The organism is Ruegeria sp. CH10 (genome assembly GCF_056537125.1).
On record NZ_JBQFQY010000006.1, the window covers coordinates 54428 to 74271 of the forward strand.

Annotated in this window: 22 protein-coding genes; 8 read left to right on the forward strand and 14 right to left on the reverse strand. The window is 59.9% G+C overall.

Going from position 1 to position 19844, the window contains the following annotated elements; all coding sequences use genetic code 11:
* Window positions 1-60 precede the first annotated feature (60 nt).
* Window positions 61-2457 (forward strand): phenylalanine--tRNA ligase subunit beta, encoded by a 2397-nt coding sequence (gene pheT / locus ACRZ94_RS16690; RefSeq protein WP_480655611.1) that lies wholly within the window; start codon window positions 61-63, stop codon window positions 2455-2457.
* A gap of 84 nt (window positions 2458-2541) precedes the next feature.
* Window positions 2542-2988: a YtoQ family protein gene (locus ACRZ94_RS16695; RefSeq protein WP_480655610.1), complete on the forward strand. Its 447-nt coding sequence runs from the start codon at window positions 2542-2544 to the stop codon at window positions 2986-2988.
* Between the two features lie 54 nt (window positions 2989-3042).
* On the opposite strand, the gene ACRZ94_RS16700 is transcribed toward ACRZ94_RS16695, so the two are convergent.
* On the reverse strand, window positions 3043-3741 hold the full coding sequence (locus ACRZ94_RS16700; protein WP_480797875.1) for a glutathione S-transferase family protein: 699 nt from the start codon (window positions 3739-3741) through the stop codon (window positions 3043-3045).
* A gap of 261 nt (window positions 3742-4002) precedes the next feature.
* Here ACRZ94_RS16700 and ACRZ94_RS16705 point away from each other — a divergent pair, with 261 nt between their 5' ends.
* Window positions 4003-4764: a mechanosensitive ion channel family protein gene (locus ACRZ94_RS16705; RefSeq protein ID WP_480797954.1), complete on the forward strand. Its 762-nt coding sequence runs from the start codon at window positions 4003-4005 to the stop codon at window positions 4762-4764.
* A gap of 192 nt (window positions 4765-4956) precedes the next feature.
* Here the strand turns inward: ACRZ94_RS16705 and ald are convergent, their stop codons facing one another.
* Window positions 4957-6075 (reverse strand): alanine dehydrogenase, encoded by a 1119-nt coding sequence (ald, locus tag ACRZ94_RS16710; RefSeq protein ID WP_480655606.1) that lies wholly within the window; start codon window positions 6073-6075, stop codon window positions 4957-4959.
* Window positions 6076-6211: 136 nt separating this feature from the next.
* Here ald and ACRZ94_RS16715 point away from each other — a divergent pair, with 136 nt between their 5' ends.
* A complete protein-coding gene (locus ACRZ94_RS16715) occupies window positions 6212-6670 on the forward strand; it encodes an Lrp/AsnC family transcriptional regulator (protein ID WP_480655605.1) in 459 nt (152 codons plus the stop codon).
* Here the strand turns inward: ACRZ94_RS16715 and ACRZ94_RS16720 are convergent, their stop codons facing one another.
* Window positions 6671-7510 carry a CPBP family intramembrane glutamic endopeptidase gene (locus ACRZ94_RS16720; RefSeq protein ID WP_480797876.1) on the reverse strand — a complete coding sequence of 280 codons (840 nt, stop codon included), beginning with the start codon at window positions 7508-7510 and terminating at the stop codon, window positions 6671-6673.
* Between the two features lie 274 nt (window positions 7511-7784).
* On the opposite strand from ACRZ94_RS16720, the gene ppk2 reads away from it, so the two are divergent.
* Complete coding sequence (gene ppk2, locus ACRZ94_RS16725) at window positions 7785-8702, forward strand: polyphosphate kinase 2 (protein WP_480655601.1); 918 nt, start codon at window positions 7785-7787, stop codon at window positions 8700-8702.
* A 58-nt stretch (window positions 8703-8760) separates the two neighbouring features.
* Here ppk2 and ACRZ94_RS16730 read toward each other — a convergent pair whose 3' ends face one another.
* From ACRZ94_RS16730 to rpsU, 3 genes are all read right to left on the reverse strand, one after another.
* A complete protein-coding gene (locus tag ACRZ94_RS16730) occupies window positions 8761-10059 on the reverse strand; it encodes a CAP domain-containing protein (protein ID WP_480797877.1) in 1299 nt (432 codons plus the stop codon).
* Window positions 10060-10261: 202 nt separating this feature from the next.
* Entirely contained in the window at window positions 10262-11200 is a 939-nt protein-coding gene (locus ACRZ94_RS16735; RefSeq protein ID WP_480655597.1) for a CAP domain-containing protein, read from the reverse strand.
* A 299-nt stretch (window positions 11201-11499) separates the two neighbouring features.
* On the reverse strand, window positions 11500-11706 hold the full coding sequence (gene rpsU, locus ACRZ94_RS16740) for a 30S ribosomal protein S21 (protein WP_005614280.1): 207 nt from the start codon (window positions 11704-11706) through the stop codon (window positions 11500-11502).
* Window positions 11707-11816: 110 nt separating this feature from the next.
* On the opposite strand from rpsU, the gene ACRZ94_RS16745 reads away from it, so the two are divergent.
* From ACRZ94_RS16745 to ACRZ94_RS16755, 3 genes are all read left to right on the forward strand, one after another.
* On the forward strand, window positions 11817-12509 hold the full coding sequence (locus tag ACRZ94_RS16745) for a COQ9 family protein (protein WP_480655595.1): 693 nt from the start codon (window positions 11817-11819) through the stop codon (window positions 12507-12509).
* Window positions 12510-12565: 56 nt separating this feature from the next.
* The gene (locus ACRZ94_RS16750) at window positions 12566-13552 is read left to right on the forward strand and encodes an NAD(P)H-quinone oxidoreductase (protein ID WP_480655593.1); all 987 of its coding nucleotides are present in this window, start codon (window positions 12566-12568) and stop codon (window positions 13550-13552) included.
* 130 nt (window positions 13553-13682) lie between these two features.
* On the forward strand, window positions 13683-14666 hold the full coding sequence (locus ACRZ94_RS16755) for a quinone oxidoreductase family protein (protein ID WP_480655591.1): 984 nt from the start codon (window positions 13683-13685) through the stop codon (window positions 14664-14666).
* 67 nt (window positions 14667-14733) lie between these two features.
* On the opposite strand, the gene ACRZ94_RS16760 is transcribed toward ACRZ94_RS16755, so the two are convergent.
* The 8 genes from ACRZ94_RS16760 to ACRZ94_RS16795 form a co-directional block, all read right to left on the reverse strand.
* A complete protein-coding gene (locus tag ACRZ94_RS16760; RefSeq protein ID WP_480655590.1) occupies window positions 14734-15210 on the reverse strand; it encodes a YHS domain-containing (seleno)protein in 477 nt (158 codons plus the stop codon).
* A gap of 194 nt (window positions 15211-15404) precedes the next feature.
* Complete coding sequence (locus ACRZ94_RS16765) at window positions 15405-15674, reverse strand: hypothetical protein (RefSeq protein ID WP_480797878.1); 270 nt, start codon at window positions 15672-15674, stop codon at window positions 15405-15407.
* The gene (gene plsY / locus ACRZ94_RS16770; protein ID WP_480655586.1) at window positions 15671-16276 is read right to left on the reverse strand and encodes a glycerol-3-phosphate 1-O-acyltransferase PlsY; all 606 of its coding nucleotides are present in this window, start codon (window positions 16274-16276) and stop codon (window positions 15671-15673) included. Before plsY ends, ACRZ94_RS16765 begins: the two co-directional genes overlap by 4 nt.
* On the reverse strand, window positions 16276-17556 hold the full coding sequence (pyrC, locus tag ACRZ94_RS16775) for a dihydroorotase (protein ID WP_480655584.1): 1281 nt from the start codon (window positions 17554-17556) through the stop codon (window positions 16276-16278). The genes plsY and pyrC overlap by 1 nt, the downstream gene beginning before the upstream one ends.
* The gene (locus ACRZ94_RS16780; RefSeq protein WP_480655582.1) at window positions 17553-18005 is read right to left on the reverse strand and encodes a hypothetical protein; all 453 of its coding nucleotides are present in this window, start codon (window positions 18003-18005) and stop codon (window positions 17553-17555) included. Before ACRZ94_RS16780 ends, pyrC begins: the two co-directional genes overlap by 4 nt.
* A complete protein-coding gene (locus ACRZ94_RS16785) occupies window positions 18002-18388 on the reverse strand; it encodes a hypothetical protein (protein WP_480797879.1) in 387 nt (128 codons plus the stop codon). Before ACRZ94_RS16785 ends, ACRZ94_RS16780 begins: the two co-directional genes overlap by 4 nt.
* Window positions 18373-18891, reverse strand: a complete 519-nt coding sequence (locus ACRZ94_RS16790) for a hypothetical protein (RefSeq protein ID WP_480797880.1) — start codon at window positions 18889-18891, stop codon at window positions 18373-18375. The genes ACRZ94_RS16785 and ACRZ94_RS16790 overlap by 16 nt, the downstream gene beginning before the upstream one ends.
* Window positions 18888-19823 (reverse strand): aspartate carbamoyltransferase catalytic subunit, encoded by a 936-nt coding sequence (locus ACRZ94_RS16795; protein ID WP_480655576.1) that lies wholly within the window; start codon window positions 19821-19823, stop codon window positions 18888-18890. Before ACRZ94_RS16795 ends, ACRZ94_RS16790 begins: the two co-directional genes overlap by 4 nt.
* Window positions 19824-19844 lie beyond the last annotated feature (21 nt).

The window sequence follows — 19844 nt, forward strand, 5'->3', positions numbered from 1 at the left end:
TGGCGCATTCTTTGTCATTGCCTGTGCCAAACGGATATCTGCCAAAAAAGGCCCCGAGCAATGAAATTCACTCTGTCCTGGCTGAAAGACCACCTCGATACCGATGCCTCGGTTGATGAGATCGCTGAGGCGCTGACCGACCTTGGCCTTGAGGTCGAAGAGATCGTGAACCCGGCGGATCGGCTGGCGGGCTTTACGCTGGGCCATGTGAAACACGCGGAAAAGCATCCCGACGCCGACAAGCTGCGTGTGTGCACCGTGGAAACCGACGAGGGCGATCTGCAGATCATCTGCGGTGCGCCGAACGCGCGCGAAGGGATCACCGTCGTGGTCTGCAAGCCGGGCATGTATATCCCCGGTCTGGACATCACCATCAGCGTCGGCAAAATCCGTGGCGTCGAGAGCTTTGGCATGATGGCCTCGGAACGTGAGCTGGAGCTGTCGGACGAGCATGATGGCATCATCGAGCTGCCCTCGGGCGCGGTGGGTGATCGCTTTGTCGATTGGCTGGCCGAGAATGAGCCCTCGAAGGTTGATCCGATGATTGAAATCGCGATCACACCGAACCGCCCCGATGCGCTGGGCGTGGCCGGGATTGCGCGCGATCTGGCGGCGCGCGGGGTTGGCACGTTGAAAGAGCACAACCATGCGCCGGTACCGGGCGATTTTGAATGCCCGATCAAGGTGACAATTGACGACGATACGCTGGACGGTGCGCCGCATTTCACCGGGCGTCTGATCCGGGGTGTGAAAAACGGCCCCAGCCCGCAATGGTTGCAGGATCAGTTGAAGGCCATCGGTTTGCGCCCAATTTCGGCGCTGGTGGATATCACCAATTACATGACCTTTGACCAGAACCGCCCACTGCACGTCTTCGATGCTGAAAAGGTGCAAGGCAACCTGCGGATTCATCGCGCCAAGGGTGGCGAAACGCTGGTGGCGCTGGACGAAAAGGAATACACCCTGCAGCCCGGCATGATGGTGATCTCGGACGACAAGGGCCCCGAATCCATCGCCGGTATCATGGGTGGCGAGGAAACCGGCTGTACCGATGAGACGGTCAATGTCTTCCTTGAAAGCGCGTTCTGGGATCATGTCCAGATCGCCCTGACGGGCCGTGCGTTGAAAATCAACTCGGACGCGCGTTATCGGTTCGAACGCGGCGTGGACCCGGATTTCACCCGCGAAGGTTTGGAACAGGCGACGCAGATGATCCTGGATATCTGCGGGGGTGAAGTTTCTTCGGTTGTCGAGGCGGGCAAAGCGCCGAACCACGCGCGGGCGTTCAAGCTGGATGCGGCACGGGTGCAGTCTCTGGTCGGGATGGAGATACCAGAGAGCGAACAGCGTCAGACCCTGACCCGTCTGGGTTTCCGCCTTGAGGGCGAGATGGCCCATGTGCCCAGCTGGCGCCCCGACATCATGGGCGAGGCCGATCTGGTGGAGGAGGTCGCGCGGATTGCGTCCCTGACCAAGCTGCAAGGGAAACCTCTGCCGCGCATTGCGGATGGTATTCCGAAACCGGTGATGACCCCGACGCAACGCCGCCAGTCGATGGCGCGGCGCACCTGCGCGGCGCTTGGGTATAATGAATGCGTGTCATATACGTTCATCGATCAGGGCTCGGCTGCGTTGTTCGGGGGCGGGGATGCTGCCACTCAGCTGGAAAACCCGATCTCGTCCGAGATGAGCCATATGCGCCCCGATCTGCTGCCCGGTCTGTTGCAGGCTGCCGCCCGCAATCAGGCGCGCGGATATGCAGACGTGGCCCTGTTCGAGGTCGGCCCGGTCTTTCATGACGGTGAGCCCGGCGACCAGAAAACCCAGATTACCGGCCTTTTGGTCGGCCGTGACGGGCCCAAGGATGTGCATGGGGCCTCGCGCCCGGTGGATGTGTTCGATGTAAAGGCAGATGCCGAGGCCGTGCTGGCCGCTATCGGAGCGCCTGCCAAGGTGCAGATTTTGCGTGACGGCGATGCCTGGTGGCATCCGGGGCGTCATGGCAGGATTTGTCTGGGCCCCAAGAAAGTGCTGGGCGTGTTTGGCGAACTGCACCCACGCATCCTGCAGGCGATGGACATCAAGGGCCCGGCGATGGCCTTTACCATCTGGCCGGATGAGGTGCCTTTGCCGCGCAAAACCGGCGCGACCCGCGCGGCGCTGGAGTTGCGCGATCTTCAGGCGGTTGAGCGTGACTTTGCCTTTGTCGTCGACGCCGGCGTCGAGGCCCTGACGCTGGTGAATGCGGCGGCTGGTGCAGACAAGGCTCTGATCGACAATGTCCGGGTGTTCGATGAATTCATCGGCGGCAGTGTGGGAGAGGGTAAGAAATCCCTTGCCATCACGGTGCGGCTGCAGCCGACGGACAAGACCCTGAAGGAAGACGAGATCGAGGCCGTCAGTGCCAAGATTGTCGAGAAGGTCGCCAAGGCCACCGGCGGTACGCTGCGCGGCTAAGGTTGCATCCGCCTCCGGCGGCCGTATTTTGAACGAGAAGAAGGGGCGGGGTGCGCCCCTTTTTCATGGGAAGAGGAGATTGCGATGTTGAAGGTGTATCTATCCGGTGAGATTCATACGGATTGGCGCGAGCAGATTATTGTTGGCGCGCAGGGCCTGGATGTGGAATTCAACAGCCCGGTCACGGATCACGCGGCCAGCGATGATTGCGGTGTGGCCATTCTGGGCGCAGAGCCGAACAAGTACTGGCATGACCATAAAGGTGCGATGGTGAATGCGATCCGCACCCGCAAGGGGATTTCAGACGCCGATGTGGTGGTTGTGCGGTTTGGTGAGAAATACAAGCAGTGGAATGCTGCCTTTGATGCGGGATATGCGGCGGCCCTGGGCAAGTCTTTGATCGTCCTGCATGGCGCAGATCATCAGCATGCGCTGAAAGAGGTGGATGCCGCAGCATTGGCCGTGGCCGAGGAGCCGCAGCAGGTGGTTGAGGTTTTGCGCTATGTGTTGACCGGGGCTTTGCCGGGCTAAACTGATTTTTTGGGCTTGCGGGCAGAGGGCGGCGCAAGCCCGGTTTTCAGGTGATCAATCCCGTGCGGGGATTGTTAGGCCCTTTTGTACCGCCGGTCGCTGCAGGAACCGATCCAGATAGGCCACCACATTGGCGTGGTCATCCCAGCCCACCAGCTCTTTCGCGCCGTAGAAATCCAAACCGCGCAGCCAGGGGGCGATGGCCATATCGGCGATCGAGTAGTCTCCGGCCACCCAGTCCTTCCCGTCCAGCTGTTGGTTCAGGACGTTCAGCAGGCGCCTGGCTTCGTTGACATAGCGTTCCCGGGGGCGGGGGTCCTCGATCTCGCTGCCGGCGAATTTGTGGAAAAAGCCCAACTGCCCGAACATTGGCCCAAGACCGCCCATCTGGAACATCAGCCATTGGGTGACACGGTGTTTGTCAGACGCGCTTTTGCCGATGAATTGCCCGGTCTTTTCGGCCAGATACAGCAGGATTGCGCCGCTTTCGAACAGGCCGATGGGTTCCCCATCCGGGCCGTTGGGGTCGATGATCGCGGGGATCTTGTTGTTGGGGTTCAGCGACAGGAAAGCGTCGCTTTTGACATCCGTATCCGACAGGGTGACCTTGTGCGCCTCATAGGGCAGGCCGGTTTCTTCGAGCATGATTGAGACTTTGACCCCATTGGGTGTGGGGAAGGAATAGAGCTGTATCCGGTCCGGGGTTTGTGCGGGCCAGCGGGACATGATCGGGTGAGTGTTGGCGTCCAGCATGGGGGACCTCCTGTTTGCGATGTCTTGTGAAAGGTAGGTGGGCACGGGCCACCATGTAAGACCCGTTGCTGTGCATTACTGGTCAGCGGGTGTTTGTGGGTGAACAACGGGGAAAACTGAGGGAACTGAAACCTAGACCAAGATGACTTTTTTGCTAAGGTTTCCGCCAATCCCGCGCGCAAGACGCGGGCGTCTTGTTGTGAAAAGGAGAGACGCGTGGACGAGGTCGTAACACAGGTGGGTGCGTTCGCCCCATTGATCATGAGCGCCGTTAAAGCGCTTATTGTATTGATCCTTGGATGGATCGTGGCCGGAGCGATTGGCGGTATGGTACGCCGCCGGATCAACTCGACCCCGCAGATTGACCCGACGCTGGGCAATTTCATGGCCAGCCTGGTCAAATGGGCCATACTGGCGATGGTTCTGGTGGCCGTGCTGGGGATCTTCGGGATTGAGGCGACCAGTATCGTTGCCATTCTGGGTGCTGCCTCGCTGGCGATTGGTTTGGCTCTGCAGGGGACGCTCAGCGATTTGGCTGCCGGTGTCATGCTGGTTGTGTTCCGCCCCTATAAGCTGGGCCAGTATGTGGATATTGGCGGTACGGCGGGTACGGTGAAGGATTTGAACCTGTTCACGACTGAACTGGTGACGCCGGACAATGTACAGATCATCGTTCCGAACGGTCAGGCCTGGGGCACTGTGATCACCAATTACTCGGCTCATGACACGCGGCGCGTCGATCTGGTGTTTGGCATCGATTATGGCGACAGCGCGGATGAGGCGATGAAGATCATTCTGGACGTGGCCAAGGCGGATGAGCGCATTCATAGCGACCCCGAGCCCTGGGTGCGGGTGACAAATCTGGGCGACAGCTCGGTCGATCTGACGGCACGGGTTTGGTGTGCGGCGGCGGATTACTGGGATGTGAAGTTCGAGGTCACAAAAGCGGTGAAAGAGGCGTTCGATGCAAAAGGCGTGTCGATTCCATATCCGCATTCGGTCGAGATTCACAAAGAGGCGTAAGTCCTCCCGCCCGTCGTACGGGCATTGAAATGCCCTTCTTCGGTTGGGCCCGGCGCCGCGCTGATCGCGCGGCGCTGTTTCGTTTATGACACCCGTTGCGTTTTGTCCGACCGCACCGCGCCGATAGGCGCGGTGCCCGGCCCAACGCTGTAAACGCCCTCGGCAGAGGGCGCTTTCAGGGGCGGGAGCGCCTCAGGATTTGATCACCACGTTGGGCGAAACCACGTCGATTCCCAATGCCTTGCCGACCGCGTAATAGGTCAGTTGGCCTGCGTGCACATTCAGACCGGCCAGCAGGTGCGGATCGTCCTGACAGGCTTGTTTCCAGCCTTTGTCAGCCAGCGACAGCATGAAGGGCATCGTGGCGTTCCCCAGCGCGATGGTCGAGGTGCGGGCGACCGCGCCCGGCATGTTGGCCACGCAATAGTGCATGATGCCGTCTACATCATAGATCGGGTCCGCGTGGGTGGTTGCCTTTGACGTCTCGAAACACCCGCCCTGGTCGATGGCCACGTCCACCAGAACCGCACCGGGCTTCATGGTCGACAGCTGATCGCGGCTGATCAGCTTGGGTGCGGCGGCACCGGGGATCAGCACCGCGCCGATGACCATATCGGCATCCTGGATCAGCTCGGCGGTTGCGCCAGCGGTTGAGTACTGGTTCTTGAACTGGCGTCCGAACACGTCGTCCAGATAACGCAGGCGCGGCAATGAGCGGTCGAGCACGGTCACATCCGCACCCATGCCAGACGCAATCTGCGCCGCGTGCGTCCCCACGACACCACCACCGATCACAACCACCTTGGCCGGCCCAACGCCCGGAACGCCACCCATCAGAACACCGCGGCCACCATTGGCCTTTTGCAGGGTCCACGATCCGACCTGAGGGGCCAGACGGCCTGCAACCTCGGACATCGGGGCCAGCAGGGGCAAGCCGCCATGCGCGTCAGTGACAGTCTCATAGGCGATTGCGGTACAGCCCGAGGCCAGCAGGTCATGTGTCTGGTCCGGGTCGGGGGCAAGGTGGAGATAGGTGAACAGCAGCTGCCCCTCGCGTAGCATCTTGCGTTCGGCTGCTTGTGGCTCCTTGACCTTGACGATCATGTCTGCGGCGGCGAACACCTCTTGGGCGGTGTCGACGACCTGCGCACCGGCCGCGATATAGGCGTCATTGTCAAAGCCTGCGCCGATGCCGGCATTGGTTTCAATGATGACGTCGTGGCCGCGGGCAATGGCCTCTTGCGCGGCGTTGGGGGTCATGCCGACGCGGAATTCCTGGGGTTTGATTTCCTTGGGGCAGCCGATCTTCATTTGGGATCTCCGTTTATAAACTGCCCAAAATATAGGCATGTTGAAGTGCAATTTCTGTGAAACTCTGCCTGTCATCGGGGTGTTGTTTGGGAAATTTTCCGGTATTAGTTTTAAAACTTGCAATGGAATTGCGCGAATGAGCCTGGATACGACGGATAAGAAGATTCTTGCGGCCCTGCAACGCGATGGCCGCATGTCGAATGCGGAGCTGTCTGAACAGGTGAACCTGTCGCCCTCGGCCTGCCACAGGCGCGTGCAACGGCTTGAGGCGGATGGCTATATCCGCAACTACGTAGCCTTGTTGGACGCGCGCAAGATGAACGTGCCGACGACGGTCTTTGTCGAGATTACGCTGCAAGGACAGGCGGAGGAGGTTCTGGACGCGTTCGAAAAGGCCGTGGCGCGTATTCCCGACGTTTTGGAGTGTCACCTGATGGCGGGTACGGCGGATTACATCCTAAAGGTCGTTGCCGAAAACACCGAGGACTTCGCCCGCATCCATCGTCAGTACCTGTCCCGCCTGCCGGGGGTGGCACAGATGCAAAGCTCGTTTGCATTGCGGACGGTGTTCAAGACCACCGCCTTGCCGGTTTGATCAAGCCGGGCCGGGATAGGTGAACAGGACGAGATGCAGTGCGTTAAAGCCGAAATGCATCACAACCGGAACCCATAACCGCCCGGTCGCGTAATACCCCAGCCCGCAGGCGACCCCCAGAACAGATGCTAGGACCACCAGCGCGGCACCGCCGCCTGCATGGACCAGACCAAACAACAGACTGGCCGCTGCGATCCCTGCGGCGGTTCCGATTTTGGGGATCAAAACCGATTGCAGATAGCTGCGAAAAAAGGCCTCTTCGGTCAGGCAGGTCAGAAACAGGTTCGACAGGGCAAAGATCAGCCACCATGCGGGCAGGCCGATGTCGAACCGTACCGCTCCGACGGTCAGACCCAGCAGGAACAGGGCGGGAAGCAGCACTAGTCCGGTCGTCAGCAACCATGGTCTGAACGGGTCTGAGGTCCGGACCATGCCCGGCCATGCCAACAACACCGCAAACAGAACCAGAGGTTTGTCCAGGTTCAGATACATGGTGAAATCGGCGCTGCCGGGGCTAGCCTGAACCTGATCCAATACCAACAGGTTGTGAAAGCCCGGAAACAGATGCGCCCCCAGTGCCAGGCACCACAGGATCAGCGCCAGATGCCCCGCCAGAGCCGCACCCCCGGATAAACGCCGCAAACCGGCCGCGCCAAACAAGCCAACACCGACAAGCGCCACCGCCAAAGGGGTTACCAGACCCATGGCCAGCGCAGCACAGCCAAAGGTGCCAAGCAGGACCAGGCCCAGTCCTTGTCGACCTGACGCAGCAAACACCTGCGCGGTGATCAGAATGAGCCACGGCCAGATAGCGGGCAAAAGAGACAGGAAATGCGCCATGGGCTTCTCAGGGGAAAGGACGCGCTATTGTTGCCGCGGGAACACGCCCCGTGGCAAGGGCGAAAAGCGGCAATCTTGGGCCAACGCGCTGGTGATGCGGCAATTCTATCGCTTGTTTCCCGCCAAAACTGCGTTCACAAAGGAACTGACTGATCGCCGCCTGCAACCCGTGCCACAGCAGTGTCTGCAAGGGCCTCATCAATTGATCTGATGACATCTGGCGGTTACACGCGCCGGGTACGGTCCGGACCCGATAGACGATAAGGATGTGACTTTGGCTTACGAAAATAACGATGTCCCCAAAGACTGGCTGGAAGCCGAGTTGGAAGATACGCTGGACGAAGATTTTGAGATCGAATTCAGCGAACCGATGTTGTCGATGGAAGTTCGCAAGATCTACAAGGATCAGCACCCCGATATGCTGGACCGCAAGGTCTATTTCAGAAACCTGCTGCGCCTGCAGGCCGAACTGATCAGGGTACAGGACTGGGTGCAGCATACAGGAGCTAAGGTCTGTATCCTATTCGAAGGCCGTGACAGTGCAGGCAAGGGGGGCGTGATCAAACGGATCACCCAGCGCCTGAACCCTCGGGTCGCCCGCGTGGTGGCATTGCCTGCCCCCAGCCGGCGTGAGCAGAGCCAGTGGTACTTCCAACGCTATGTGCCGCATCTGCCTGCGGCGGGCGAAATCGTCCTGTTCGACCGCTCGTGGTACAACCGCGCAGGTGTTGAGCGGGTCATGGGCTTTGCCAGCGAAGATCAGGTTGAACAGTTCTTTCAGGACGTTCCGGAATTTGAACGGATGCTGGTGCGGTCGGGGATTATTTTGCTGAAATACTGGTTCTCGATCACCGACGAAGAGCAACAGTTGCGATTCCTCATGCGTATCCATGACCCTATGAAACAGTGGAAATTGTCACCGATGGACCTGGAATCCCGCATCCGGTGGGAGGCGTATACAAAAGCCAAAGAAGATATGCTCTTCCGCACCAACATCCCCGAAGCGCCTTGGTACATTGTCGAAGGTAATGACAAGAAACGCGAACGCCTGAACTGTATCGAACACCTGCTGACCAAAATCCCCTATGGAGACGTGCCGCAGGAAAAGGTCGATCTGCCCGACCGCAAATATAACCCCGAATACGAGCGCAGGGTTCTGCCGGACGAATTGCACGTCCCGAAAATCTACTGACAAAAACGCCCCCGAATTGGGGGCGTTTTTCATTCCGGGACTGTCTGATGCGTGAAAGTCAGAACAGAAAGTTTTCGTTGCTCAACTCGGACAGTGACGTGTCTTCCAGCACGAGCTGATACCCGTTGTCATCCTCAATCACGACATCACTGCCACGTTGTGAGATGTGGTTGTTCATCAGGTCCTGGTAGTTTTGGATCGATGATTTGACAAATTTCAAAAAGACCTGATCGCCTTCGTCAGCGTCAAAATCGGTCACGCGCTGGTCGCCATAACCAAAAACGAAATCGTCGGCACCGGAACCACCCGTCAGGACGTTGTCACCCAGACCGCCAAACAACCAATCGTTTCCGTTGCCACCATCAAGGTCGTCATTGCCGGCCTGACCACTGAGCCTGTCATTGCCGTCGCCGCCAGACAGGTCGTCATTGCCATTGCCGCCCTGGATCTGGTCCCAGCCTGCACCGCCATGTGCAGTATCGGCCCCGTCCCCGCCAAACAGACGATCCTGGCCATTGCCGCCATAGAGCAGGTCTTGCCCCACGCCGCCATAGATCAGGTCGTTGTTGTTGCCGCCATATGCTTTGTCGTTCCCATGGCCGGCATAAATCTTGTCGTTGCCGTTATTTCCAATCAGCGTGTCAAACCCGTACCGCCCCAACAGCGTATCCGAGCCGCCTTTGCCGACCAAAGTATCGGCCCCGTTGCGTCCGTCCAGAACCCCGGCGCTGCCGTCTCTTAGCACCAGCCAATCGTCTTGTGCGGTGCCCTGAGTCCCAGCCCAAACCTCCTGGCGAACCGGTGTAAGATCCGGTTCCGGCGTTTCGTCGGGAACTGGCACTGGCGCAGGCGTCGGTGATGGCGACGGTGCGGGATTGGGTGCGCCGCCTGATGCGCCGGTATCCAACAGAACCGGTGCCGAAGTCGTCGCAAAGTTTTGCGTGACGATCACAGCGTCCCATCCGTTGAAGTCGCCTTCTTCGATCCCGATTCCGATATATTTGAAATTGGGGTTCAAGATATTGGCCCGGTGGCCGGGGCTGTTCATCAGAGACTGATGCAATTGCACGACGTCATCGCTGGCACCATTGGGTCCGCGTTCAGATTGCCACGCAATGTTTTCACCGGAACGCCACGCGCCAGAGAATTGAAAGCCCGCATCTCTCATGCGTGCCGTGGCGCTGGATCCACCCTGTCCCGTGTGGCTGAACGTGTCTGTTTGCAGCATCCATTCGCTGTGGTCTTCGGCTGAATCATTCAGCCTCTGTTCAAGCTGCAGAGGCTGTAGCCCCCGGCTTGTGCGTTCTTCATTGATCAGTGCAAGCATCTGCCGTTCTAGCGCGCTAGCGTTGGACATGACTCTGCCTCCGTAAGAATTCGTTATTTTGGAGCGACCTTAATGGCGAGAATTTGGCGGGATAAGGTCGCAATCTGGGCGGCCCGACCCACTCGGCGAATTGTCACCACCGAGATCGTTATGTTTGTGCAAAAACCCGCGCAGACGGGCCAATAAAGGGCCGAGGGGCACCGGTGCAGTGCCCCAAACACCGTCTCAGACGTCAGAAAAAGCTCATCACATAGTCGTCATCGACCGGTATTTGCCACAAAAACCCATTTTGCAGGGTATCTGCAGCGACCGACTCGGGGGGCGACTCAGTCGGGGTTTCTTCGCAACGATCCCAAAACAGCATGAACGCATCATCCTCTGCCGCAGCATCGGCCGTTTCGGTTTCAGCCAATTCGAACTCATCGGCGGGCCTGCGAGGGCTGTTAAAGAACTCAAGAATAGACGCAAGGAACGCATCGACGTCGAACGCTGTTTCAACAGGGGTTTGAGCAACGGGTTCCGGGGTCTCGGTTTCCTGAACCGGAGTCGCGACGACCTCGGGAGTGTCCTCGGTTTCGGGCGTTTGGTCGACCGGTTCCTCGACCTCAACCAGATCTGTGGCGGGCGTCTCGGTTGCGTCGGGTTCGGGGACTTCTGCAATGGGGGTTTGCGGGTCAGTCACTTCTTCCTCGGGCGCTGCGGGGGCGACGCCGGTGTCCAGAACCACCTCACCGTCGGTGGTGGCAAAGTTCTGCGTGACCATCACGGCATCCCACCCGTTATAGTCGCCTTCCTCGATCCCGATGCCGATATATTCGAAATCGGGGTTCAGGATGTTGGCGCGGTGGCCCGGGCTGTTCATCAGGTTTTGGTGCAATTGCGCGACATCATCGCTGATCCCTGGCGCGCCGCGTTCAGATTGCCACGCGATGTTTTCGCCCGATCGCCAGCTGCCCGAGAAATCAAAGCCGGCATCCCGCATCCGCTCGGTCGCGCTGGACCCGTTCGAGCCCGTGTGGCTGAATCTGTCTGCGTCCAGCATCCATTCACTATGATCCTCGGCCGATGCGTTCAGGTTGGTTTCCAGTTTCAGGGGCTCCAGCCCGCGGGATGTGCGCTCTTGGTTGATCAGCGCCAGCATTTCCTGCTCGATTGTACTTGCAGTCGACATTTCTGCCTCCGGTTATGAGTGGTCGTCTGAGTAGACGGGGCCAATTACACGGGGCATTCGAACGGCGGACAGAGGGGGCGTGGATTTGCGCGAATTCCGGCAGGCGCGTGCTGTCAGAGAACGATTCGCTGCGCTGCAAAATGCCGGGCAAAATCCTGCCGAGTCAGAACTGGCGGCTTGTTGCTGAGGCTCGGGGCCGGATCGGCGGATTGCAACTGGTGTCGAAAACGACAAACCCCCGGGCGGGGCCTCGGGGGTCGTCAAATAGTGTCATCCAAAGCTGGAAGAGCGTCAGGTGCTTAGAGCAGACCTTCGCGCTGGGCTTTCTTGCGTGCCAGTTTACGGGCACGACGAATCGCTTCAGCTTTCTCACGCGCTTTTTTCTCGGACGGTTTCTCGAAATGTTGCTTGAGCTTCATTTCACGGAAAACGCCTTCGCGCTGCAGCTTTTTCTTCAGGGCACGAAGCGCCTGATCGACGTTATTGTCGCGAACACTAACCTGCATGTGGTTGTCACCACCTTTCTAGATAGAGTTGCAAGGATTTGCAGGAAGTGGCCGTATAGCAAAGCGCACCTATCTTGTCTAGTACTGGGTCCCAGAACCGGAGAACCGCCATGACCGTTACCTACGAAGATACAAAACAACAGCTTTTGGACGCCATCCTGATGCATGTGCCGTTCGATGGCTGGTCCGAGGCCAGCTTTCGCGCCGCCATCAGCGACTGCGATCTGGATGACGGTCTGGCCCGCGCGATCTGCCCGCGTGGGGCGGTCGATCTGGCGCTGGCGTTCCATGCGCGCGGGGATGCGGCGATGGTCGAACGTCTGACCACCACCGATATGTCCGAGATGAAGTTCCGCGAAAAGGTGGCTGCTGCTGTCCGATTCCGGCTTGAAGCCGTACCCGACAAAGAACTGGTGCGCCGTGGCATGACGCTGTTTTCCCTACCAACCCATGCAGCGGATGGGGCTAAAGCATTGTGGCAGACCTGCGATCTGATCTGGGACACGCTGGGCGACACGTCGGATGATGTGAACTGGTACACCAAGCGGGCGACTCTGTCGGGGGTGTATTCCTCGACCCTGTTGTTCTGGCTGGGCGACGACTCGCCGGACCATGAAAGGACCTGGTCGTTTCTGGATCGCCGTATCGACAACGTGATGCAGATCGAAAAGCTCAAGGCGCAGGTGAATGGCAACCCGCTGTTCAAACCCTTTCTGGCCGTGCCGAACTGGCTTGCCGGTCAAGTCAAACCTCCGATGAAAATGCGGGCGGATTTGCCGGGGATGCTGAACCCGCGCAAGTAAGCGTCTGGGCCTTCCCGAATTAGCCTGCTAGGCATTGGGCCAAGGAGGATTTGCCCATGACCCAGACGATGCGCGCTGTAGAAATCACCAAGCCCGGCGGCCCGGATGTTTTGCAACTGACCGAGCGCCCGGTCCCCGAGGCGCAAGCGGGTCAGGTGGTGCTGAAAGTGGCCTATGCCGGGGTGAACCGCCCTGACGCGTTGCAGCGGGCCGGGGCCTATGATCCGCCCCCGGGTGCCAGCGATTTGCCGGGGCTTGAGGCCTCGGGCGAAGTGGTTGCCGTGGGGCCGGGTGTTGAGGGGCTGTCGATCGGTGATCAGGTTTGTGCCCTGCTACCCGGTGGTGGCTATGCCGAATATGTGGCCACCCCGGCCGCGCATTGTCTTCCGGTGCCTCAGAGCATGGGGCTGAAAGAGGCCGCTTGCCTGCCCGAGACCTTCTTTACCGCCTGGTCCAACGTCTTCATGCGTGGCGGGCTGAAAGCAGGGGAACGGTTTCTGGTCCATGGCGGCTCCAGCGGGATCGGGACCACGGCGATTCAACTGGCCCACAGCTTTGGCGCGCGGGTCTTTGCCACCGCCGGATCGGACGAGAAATGCGAAGCCTGCCTGAAACTGGGTGCGGAACGCGCGATCAACTACCGCGATGAGGATTTTGTTGGCGTCATGCGAGCCGAAGGGGGCGCGAACCTGATCCTCGATATGGTGGGCGGTGACTATATCCCGCGCAACGTGAAATCACTGGCCGAAGATGGCCGGCTGGTGCAAATCGCATTCCTGCAAGGCCCACAGGTCGAGCTGAACTTTGCTCTGATGATGGTGAAACGCCTGACCCTGACCGGCAGCACCCTGCGCCCTCAAAGCGATCTGGCCAAGGCGCGGATTGCGCAAAACCTGCGCGAAGCGGTCTGGCCCCTGCTTGAGGCCGGAAAGGTCGCCCCCGTCATGGACAGCGCATTCGATTTGGCCGATGCCGCAGCGGCCCATGCGCGGATGGAAAGCTCGGGCCATATTGGCAAGATCGTTCTGAACGTGGCCGGTTAAGGCCGTTCTAATCTGCGCAAAGAGCCGCATCTCAGCGTGATTTTCACGCTGAGGTTGCATGCGGCCAAATCCTGCCGATTGCCCTTATTTTCAGGCGTGTTAGCTTGGCGTCAGGCAACAGGAGGTCAGCATGCAGCAAACGGCAAGAACCGTCGTCATTCATGAACACGGCGGCCCCGAAGTTCTGAGGATCGAAGACCGCCCCGTGGGCGAGCCCGGCCCCGGTGAGGTGCGCATCCGGCACAGGGCCTGCGGGTTGAATTTCATCGATGTGTATCAACGCACCGGTCTCTACCCGCTAGAGCTGCCGCATGCGTTGGGGATGGAGGCCGCAGGCGTGATTGAGGCCGTGGGCGAGGGCGTCACCCATTTGCAGCCTGGTCAGCGCGCCGCCTATGCCGCCGCGCCCTCAGGCGCCTATGCCGAGGCAAGGGTGATGCCCGCCGCGCAGGTCTGTCCTTTGCCCGAGGGGATCACCTATGACGCGGCGGCGGCGATGATGCTCAAGGGGATGACGGTCGAATATCTGTTTCACCGCACAACACCGCTGAGGCGCGGGGATACCGTTCTGTTCCATGCCGCTGCCGGTGGGGTGGGGTTGATCGCCTGTCAGTGGGCCAAGTCTGAGGGGATCACCCTGATCGGTACGGCCGGAACAGACGAAAAATGCAGTCTGGCGCAATTCAACGGCGCAGCCCATTGCATCAACTACCGGACGGAAAACTTTGCCGAACGCGTGGCCGAGATCACCGGCGGCAAAGGCGTTGATGTTGTCATGGATTCCATCGGGGCGGATACGTTCAACGGATCGCTGGATTGCCTGAAACCGCTGGGCATGATGATTTCCTTCGGCAATGCGTCGGGGCCGGTGCCGCTGATGGATATCGGGGTTTTGGGCAAAAAAGGCTCGCTCAAGATCACGCGGCCGACGCTGTTCACCCATATTGCGGATCATGCCGTCTGTCAGGCCATGGCGCGGCGTCTGTTCAACAAGGTCGAAGGCGGCGAGGTCAAGATTCACATCGATCAGCGTTTTGCGCTGGATCAGGTGGCCGATGCCCATCGCGCGCTTGAGGCGCGTCAGACCACGGGCAGTACGGTTCTGGAAGTATAAGTGCCTGTACAAAAGAAAACCGGCGGCAGATCTCTCTGCCACCGGTTCTTTCGCCTAAGCGGTCGGATTACTGCGCTTGCAGTTCGGCCGGCGTTTTCTCTGCGATGTCTTTCCAGTTGGCGTCTGCCCGCTCGTTAAAGCCCGGGATGTCGCCTTCCCAGCGTTCCTGAATGTCTGCCGACAGGTTCAGGTACAGCTTGTTGTCAACGATTTTCCAATAGTTCGGGTCGCCGTCGAACTTGAAGCCCATCGCGGTGCCGAATGCGCAGTAGCCGCCATATGCGGGCAGGTACGCTTCGGGGTTTTCTTCGAAGGCTGCTTTGTTTTCTTCATTGGCAAAGCGGTACAGTGCATCATTGTGCAGGGTGGTGATGCGGTAATCGCCTTTGGTGGCCTCGCCAACGGTGAAGTAGGCAACCGGGTCATAACCCTGCAGCGCCAGGCCGGTCGAGCTTGCGTTCAGTTCAACGCCAGCGGCCAGGGCCGTGCTTGCAACTGCGACGGACAGTGCAACGCCGCCGATGAGGGATTTGATCTTGTTCATGGTTTTCACCTTTCGTGAATTGAGCCACCGGACGACACGGGAATTGTGTCTGGGCAACCCTTTCGATTTTGTTCCGTGCGGTCGGTAATTGGCCGTCACGAAACCGAAGTGGGTAATCCCGTCATCACGTTCAAAACAATCAATTGTGAATGTGCGCATGCGAAGGGCGGATGTTCAAAAATGCGCAAAAAGGGTCAGGGATCGGCGACAAATGAGGTCACAAAATCAATGACTTTCTGCGCGGGCATTTCGCACGGACGCAGCAGCGCACCGCTGTTTTGCGTCAGATACAGGTTTAGGCTGATGTAATCCGTGCCACCCAACTCATGCGCGACGAGCTTGTGGCTTTTGCCATTGGCCAGCACTGTTCGGCTGACCACATAGCGCCGGTCATTGCTGCGTCCGGTGCAAGTTCCAAGCGGGAGAGAGAAGAAGGCGTTCAGAAAAGGGCCGGTCTCGTTCAAGACTGGCCGACTTTGGGCTCAGTCCCGGCTTTGATCCGCGAGATGTTGCTGCCGTGACGCCAATAGACCAGCAGGGTCAGTACGATGCCCAGGAAAAAGCCTGTCCCATCGGTCAGCAACAGCACCCAGATGGTTGAAAGCGAGGCCGCGACCAGCGCCCCCAGCGAAGACATGCGCCAGATCGCCACCGTCACCAGCCAGGTCACACAACAGGCCACGCCCACGCGCCAGTCCAGTGCCAGCCACAGGCCGAAAAAGGTGGCCACGCCCTTGCCGCCCTTGAACCCCAACCAGACCGGAAAGCAATGCCCAAGAAAGGCAGCCAGTGCTGCGATCTGGGCGGCATCTTCGCCCGCCAGCGCCCGGGCGAGCAAGACAGCGACCACCCCCTTGGCCGCGTCCAGGATCAGCGTCAGCGCGGCGGCGGCTTTGTTGCCGGTGCGCAGCACATTGGTTGCGCCGATATTGCCGGACCCGATTTCGCGCAGGTTGCCCAGGCCCATGACTTTGGCAAGGATCATACCAAAGGGGATCGATCCCATCAGATATCCCATCGCGGCCCAGAGGATCAGCTGGGTCGTCGTACTGTCGATTGGGGGCATCAGGGTCTCCGATATACTTCTTGGCCTGCAACATAAGTTGCAGAGACCTTACCCTGCATGCGCTGCCCGTCAAACGGTGTGTTCTGCGATTTCGATTTCAGGGCAAACCGATCCAGCACAATAGGCACATCCGGGTCGAACAGCACCAAATCGGCGGGTGCACCCTCGGCCAGACGACCCGAGTCCAGCCCCAGCCGTTTCGCCGGATTCAGGGCCATGGCGCGGAACAGGGTCGGCAGGTCCAGTTGATCCGCATGATAGAGCCGCAGCGCGGCGGGCAGCAGGGTTTCCAGCGCGACTGCGCCCGAGGCCGCCTCTTCAAACGGCAGGCGCTTGCTTTCTTCGTCCTGCGGGGTGTGCATGGAACTGATGATGTCAATCAGCCCGGTCCGCACGGCTTCGATCACCGCCTGGCGGTCGTCCTCGGACCGAAGCGGCGGCTTGACCTTGAAGAAGGTGCGATAGTCGGCCACGTCCAGCTCATTCAGCGTCAGATGGTGGATCGATGTGCCTGCGGTGATGTCCAGCCCGTTGCGCTTGGCGCGGTCCAATGCGGGCAGGGCGCGGGCGGTGGTGATCTGATCGGCGTGGTACTTGGCGCCGGTCATTTCAAGCAGAGCGATGTCGCGATCCAGCCCCATGCGCTCGGCCATGGGCGAGACGGCGGGCAGACCGTAAAGCGCGGCGAACTTGCCGCTGGTGGCAGCGGCCCCGGCGCTCAGGATGGGTTCCTGCGGGTGTGCAATCACCAGCGCGCCGCAGGATTTCGCATAGGTCAGCGCGCGGGAAAACACTTTGGTATTGGCGATCACATGGTCGCAATCGGTAAAAGCCACGGCACCTGCGTCTTGCAGAAAGCCGATCTCGGTCATCTCGCGGCCTTCGCGGGCTTTGGTCAGGGCTGCCATGGGCAACACGTTGACCGGCGCATCCGCCTGAGCGCGGCGGGTTGCGAATTCCAGCGTTTCCGGCGTGTCCACGGCGGGCAGCGTGTCAGGGCGGGTGACGATAGTGGTCACACCGCCAGCAGCAGCGGCCAGACCGGCGGATTTATAGCTTTCCTTGTGCCGCTCGCCCGGCTCGCAGACCTTGACGCCGATATCGACGATGCCGGGGGCCAGACATTGCCCATCGCAGTCGATCACCTGCGCGTCCGAGGCCGGAGCGGCACCCTGACCAAGGGCGGCTATGCGGCCCTCTGAGACCTGCAGCCAGCCAAGCGTGTCCGTTCCGGCCTCGGGGTCGATCAGGCGGGTGTTGGTGAAAATCTGGTCGGTCATGTCTGGGCCTCTCGGGCTTTGGTCAGGGCTGCCATGGCGGCGTCCGGGTCGGGCAGGTATTCGAACACGCGAAATCGCAGGTGCGAGAATACGATGTTCCGTCCGTTGCGATAGAATTTCAGGTCGGGATGAACGGGAATGGATTTCGCTTTGAAGATCGCGCTGATCCACCAGACATTGCGATCGGTCACCACATAGACGCGTCGCGTGCGGATCAACCGATCCCACCACATGAAAAACGCCAGCAGCAGCGTGCAACTGATCAGTTGCCAGTAATCGCGCACGGTGTCTGCAAACCACGGGCTGGCGAGCCAGGCCAGACCAAGGCTGGCAACCAGAATCCCGTAGGCCCAACGCAGACGCGGAGGAAAATAGCCTTGATAGGGCTGACCGGCCCACAGAACCCCTTCATTGTCGGGTATTTTCTCGCGCCACCAGTCGTCGCTCATCCAATGGCCCTTTCGATGGCGGCTTTGGTGGCGGCGGGGTCGGCTTGGTATTTGATCAGGTGTTTGTCGCCGCTTTTGGTGACGACCTGCACGAAACTGCCCATGATGTTGACCGCCTCAATCTGATTCAGCGGCACGACGCGCGGGCCGGGGCCGGTGAGGGTGGTGTCAGACATCTCCCACGTATTTGTCAATTCCTCGGACGCCAGATACCACGCGCGGATGCCGATGGCGGCCAGCCCGGCGGGCGCTCCGGTCCAGACATAGGGGTTGCCGATCAGCCAAAGCACGATCATTGCCCCCGCCATGGCGATGGCGGCCAGGGTCAGGTTGGTCTGGATATAGGCGCGTTTGTGCGGGGTGAAGGTTACAGGATCAGCCACAGGGCACCTCCGACAACAAATAGGATGATCACCGCCAAAAGGGCCGAGCCGACACGATTGGACTGACCGGTCTCGACCGGTGACTGCGGGGCCGAGAAGGGCCGTGCGCTTTCGGTTTTGATCGGCCCGCCGGTCCAGTTGGTGGCCTCTTCGGTATAGAGACCTTGTAGGTGAACCCTTGGGTCCGGCGTCAAATTGGCGGCGCGATCACCGAACGCGGCGCTGCGCACCACCATCACCCAGCCTTCGATGGCGTCGAGTGCAGTACGGTTCAGCTGATCCTCGGACACGCCGCAGCCTTCGTGCAGGTATCCATAGAGCCCAAGGTCTTCGAGGTCAGCGACCGGAAAGATATCAATCTGCTCTGCGTCCAGCCCCTCGACCCCTAGAACCTGATCAGCAGCACCGGGTTCACGCAGGAACTTCGCCTCTTCGGCGCGCATGTCCAGCGTGAACAGGCGGATCACACCGCGTTCATGGGGGGCGATGGTCAGATCGCTCATGCGGCCTCGCGCAGGTTCCGGGCCAACAGCTCCATCGCGGCCATGCGGACGGCGACGCCCATCTCAACCTGTTCCTGAATGACGGATCGGTTGATGTCATCAGCCAGCGTGCCGTCGATTTCCACGCCGCGATTCATCGGGCCGGGATGCATGACGATGGCATCGGGCTTGGCCAGCGCCAGTTTCGCCGCATCCAGCCCGTAGCGGTGGTAATATTCGCGCTCGGACGGGATGAAACCGCCATCCATGCGCTCTTTCTGGAGGCGCAGCATCATGACGACGTCGACGTCGCGCAGGCCGTCGTTCATGTCGTCGTAAATCTCGGCACCAAATTCTGCGAACTGGCCGGGAACCAGCGTAGGCGGGCCGATCAGACGGATGCGGTTTTCCATCTTGCCCAGCAGGATCAGGTTCGAGCGCGCCACGCGGGAATGCGCCACGTCTCCGCAGATTGCGATGTTCAGCCGGTGCAGGCGACCCTTGGCGCGGCGGATGGTCAGCGCGTCCAGCAGGGCCTGCGTCGGGTGTTCGTGCCGCCCGTCACCGGCATTCAACACCGCGCAATTCACTTTCTGCGCCAGTAGGTCCACGGCACCGGAATGCGGATGCCGCACCACCAGCAGATCGGGATGCATCGCGTTCAGCGTCATCGCCGTGTCGATCAGCGTCTCGCCCTTTTTGATCGAGCTGGCCTGCATCGCCATGTTCATCACATCCGCGCCCAGCCGCTTGCCTGCCAGTTCAAAACTGGCCTGCGTGCGGGTCGAGTTCTCAAAGAACATGTTGATCTGCGTCAGCCCCGACAGCACATCGGAATGCTTGGCCGATTGCCGGTTCAGGTCGACATAGGTCTCGGCCAGATCAAGAATGGCGGTGATATCGGATTGCGACAGATGCTCGATGCCAAGAAGGTGACGATGGGCAAAACGCATGGGCGGGCTCCGGTCTGACAA

Coding starts and splice junctions, on each gene's coding strand:
- pheT (WP_480655611.1), top strand. CDS start 61: ATGAAATTCACTCTGTCCTGGCTGAAAGACCACCTCGATACCGATGCC.
- ACRZ94_RS16695 (WP_480655610.1), top strand. CDS start 2,542: ATGTTGAAGGTGTATCTATCCGGTGAGATTCATACGGATTGGCGCGAG.
- ACRZ94_RS16700 (WP_480797875.1), bottom strand. CDS start 3,741: ATGCTGGACGCCAACACTCACCCGATCATGTCCCGCTGGCCCGCACAA.
- ACRZ94_RS16705 (WP_480797954.1), top strand. CDS start 4,003: ATGAGCGCCGTTAAAGCGCTTATTGTATTGATCCTTGGATGGATCGTG.
- ald (WP_480655606.1), bottom strand. CDS start 6,075: ATGAAGATCGGCTGCCCCAAGGAAATCAAACCCCAGGAATTCCGCGTC.
- ACRZ94_RS16715 (WP_480655605.1), top strand. CDS start 6,212: ATGAGCCTGGATACGACGGATAAGAAGATTCTTGCGGCCCTGCAACGC.
- ACRZ94_RS16720 (WP_480797876.1), bottom strand. CDS start 7,510: ATGGCGCATTTCCTGTCTCTTTTGCCCGCTATCTGGCCGTGGCTCATT.
- ACRZ94_RS16730 (WP_480797877.1), bottom strand. CDS start 10,059: ATGTCCAACGCTAGCGCGCTAGAACGGCAGATGCTTGCACTGATCAAT.
- ACRZ94_RS16735 (WP_480655597.1), bottom strand. CDS start 11,200: ATGTCGACTGCAAGTACAATCGAGCAGGAAATGCTGGCGCTGATCAAC.
- rpsU (WP_005614280.1), bottom strand. CDS start 11,706: ATGCAGGTTAGTGTTCGCGACAATAACGTCGATCAGGCGCTTCGTGCC.
- ACRZ94_RS16745 (WP_480655595.1), top strand. CDS start 11,817: ATGACCGTTACCTACGAAGATACAAAACAACAGCTTTTGGACGCCATC.
- ACRZ94_RS16750 (WP_480655593.1), top strand. CDS start 12,566: ATGACCCAGACGATGCGCGCTGTAGAAATCACCAAGCCCGGCGGCCCG.
- ACRZ94_RS16755 (WP_480655591.1), top strand. CDS start 13,683: ATGCAGCAAACGGCAAGAACCGTCGTCATTCATGAACACGGCGGCCCC.
- ACRZ94_RS16760 (WP_480655590.1), bottom strand. CDS start 15,210: ATGAACAAGATCAAATCCCTCATCGGCGGCGTTGCACTGTCCGTCGCA.
- plsY (WP_480655586.1), bottom strand. CDS start 16,276: ATGCCCCCAATCGACAGTACGACGACCCAGCTGATCCTCTGGGCCGCG.
- pyrC (WP_480655584.1), bottom strand. CDS start 17,556: ATGACCGACCAGATTTTCACCAACACCCGCCTGATCGACCCCGAGGCC.
- ACRZ94_RS16780 (WP_480655582.1), bottom strand. CDS start 18,005: ATGAGCGACGACTGGTGGCGCGAGAAAATACCCGACAATGAAGGGGTT.
- ACRZ94_RS16790 (WP_480797880.1), bottom strand. CDS start 18,891: ATGAGCGATCTGACCATCGCCCCCCATGAACGCGGTGTGATCCGCCTG.
- ACRZ94_RS16795 (WP_480655576.1), bottom strand. CDS start 19,823: ATGCGTTTTGCCCATCGTCACCTTCTTGGCATCGAGCATCTGTCGCAA.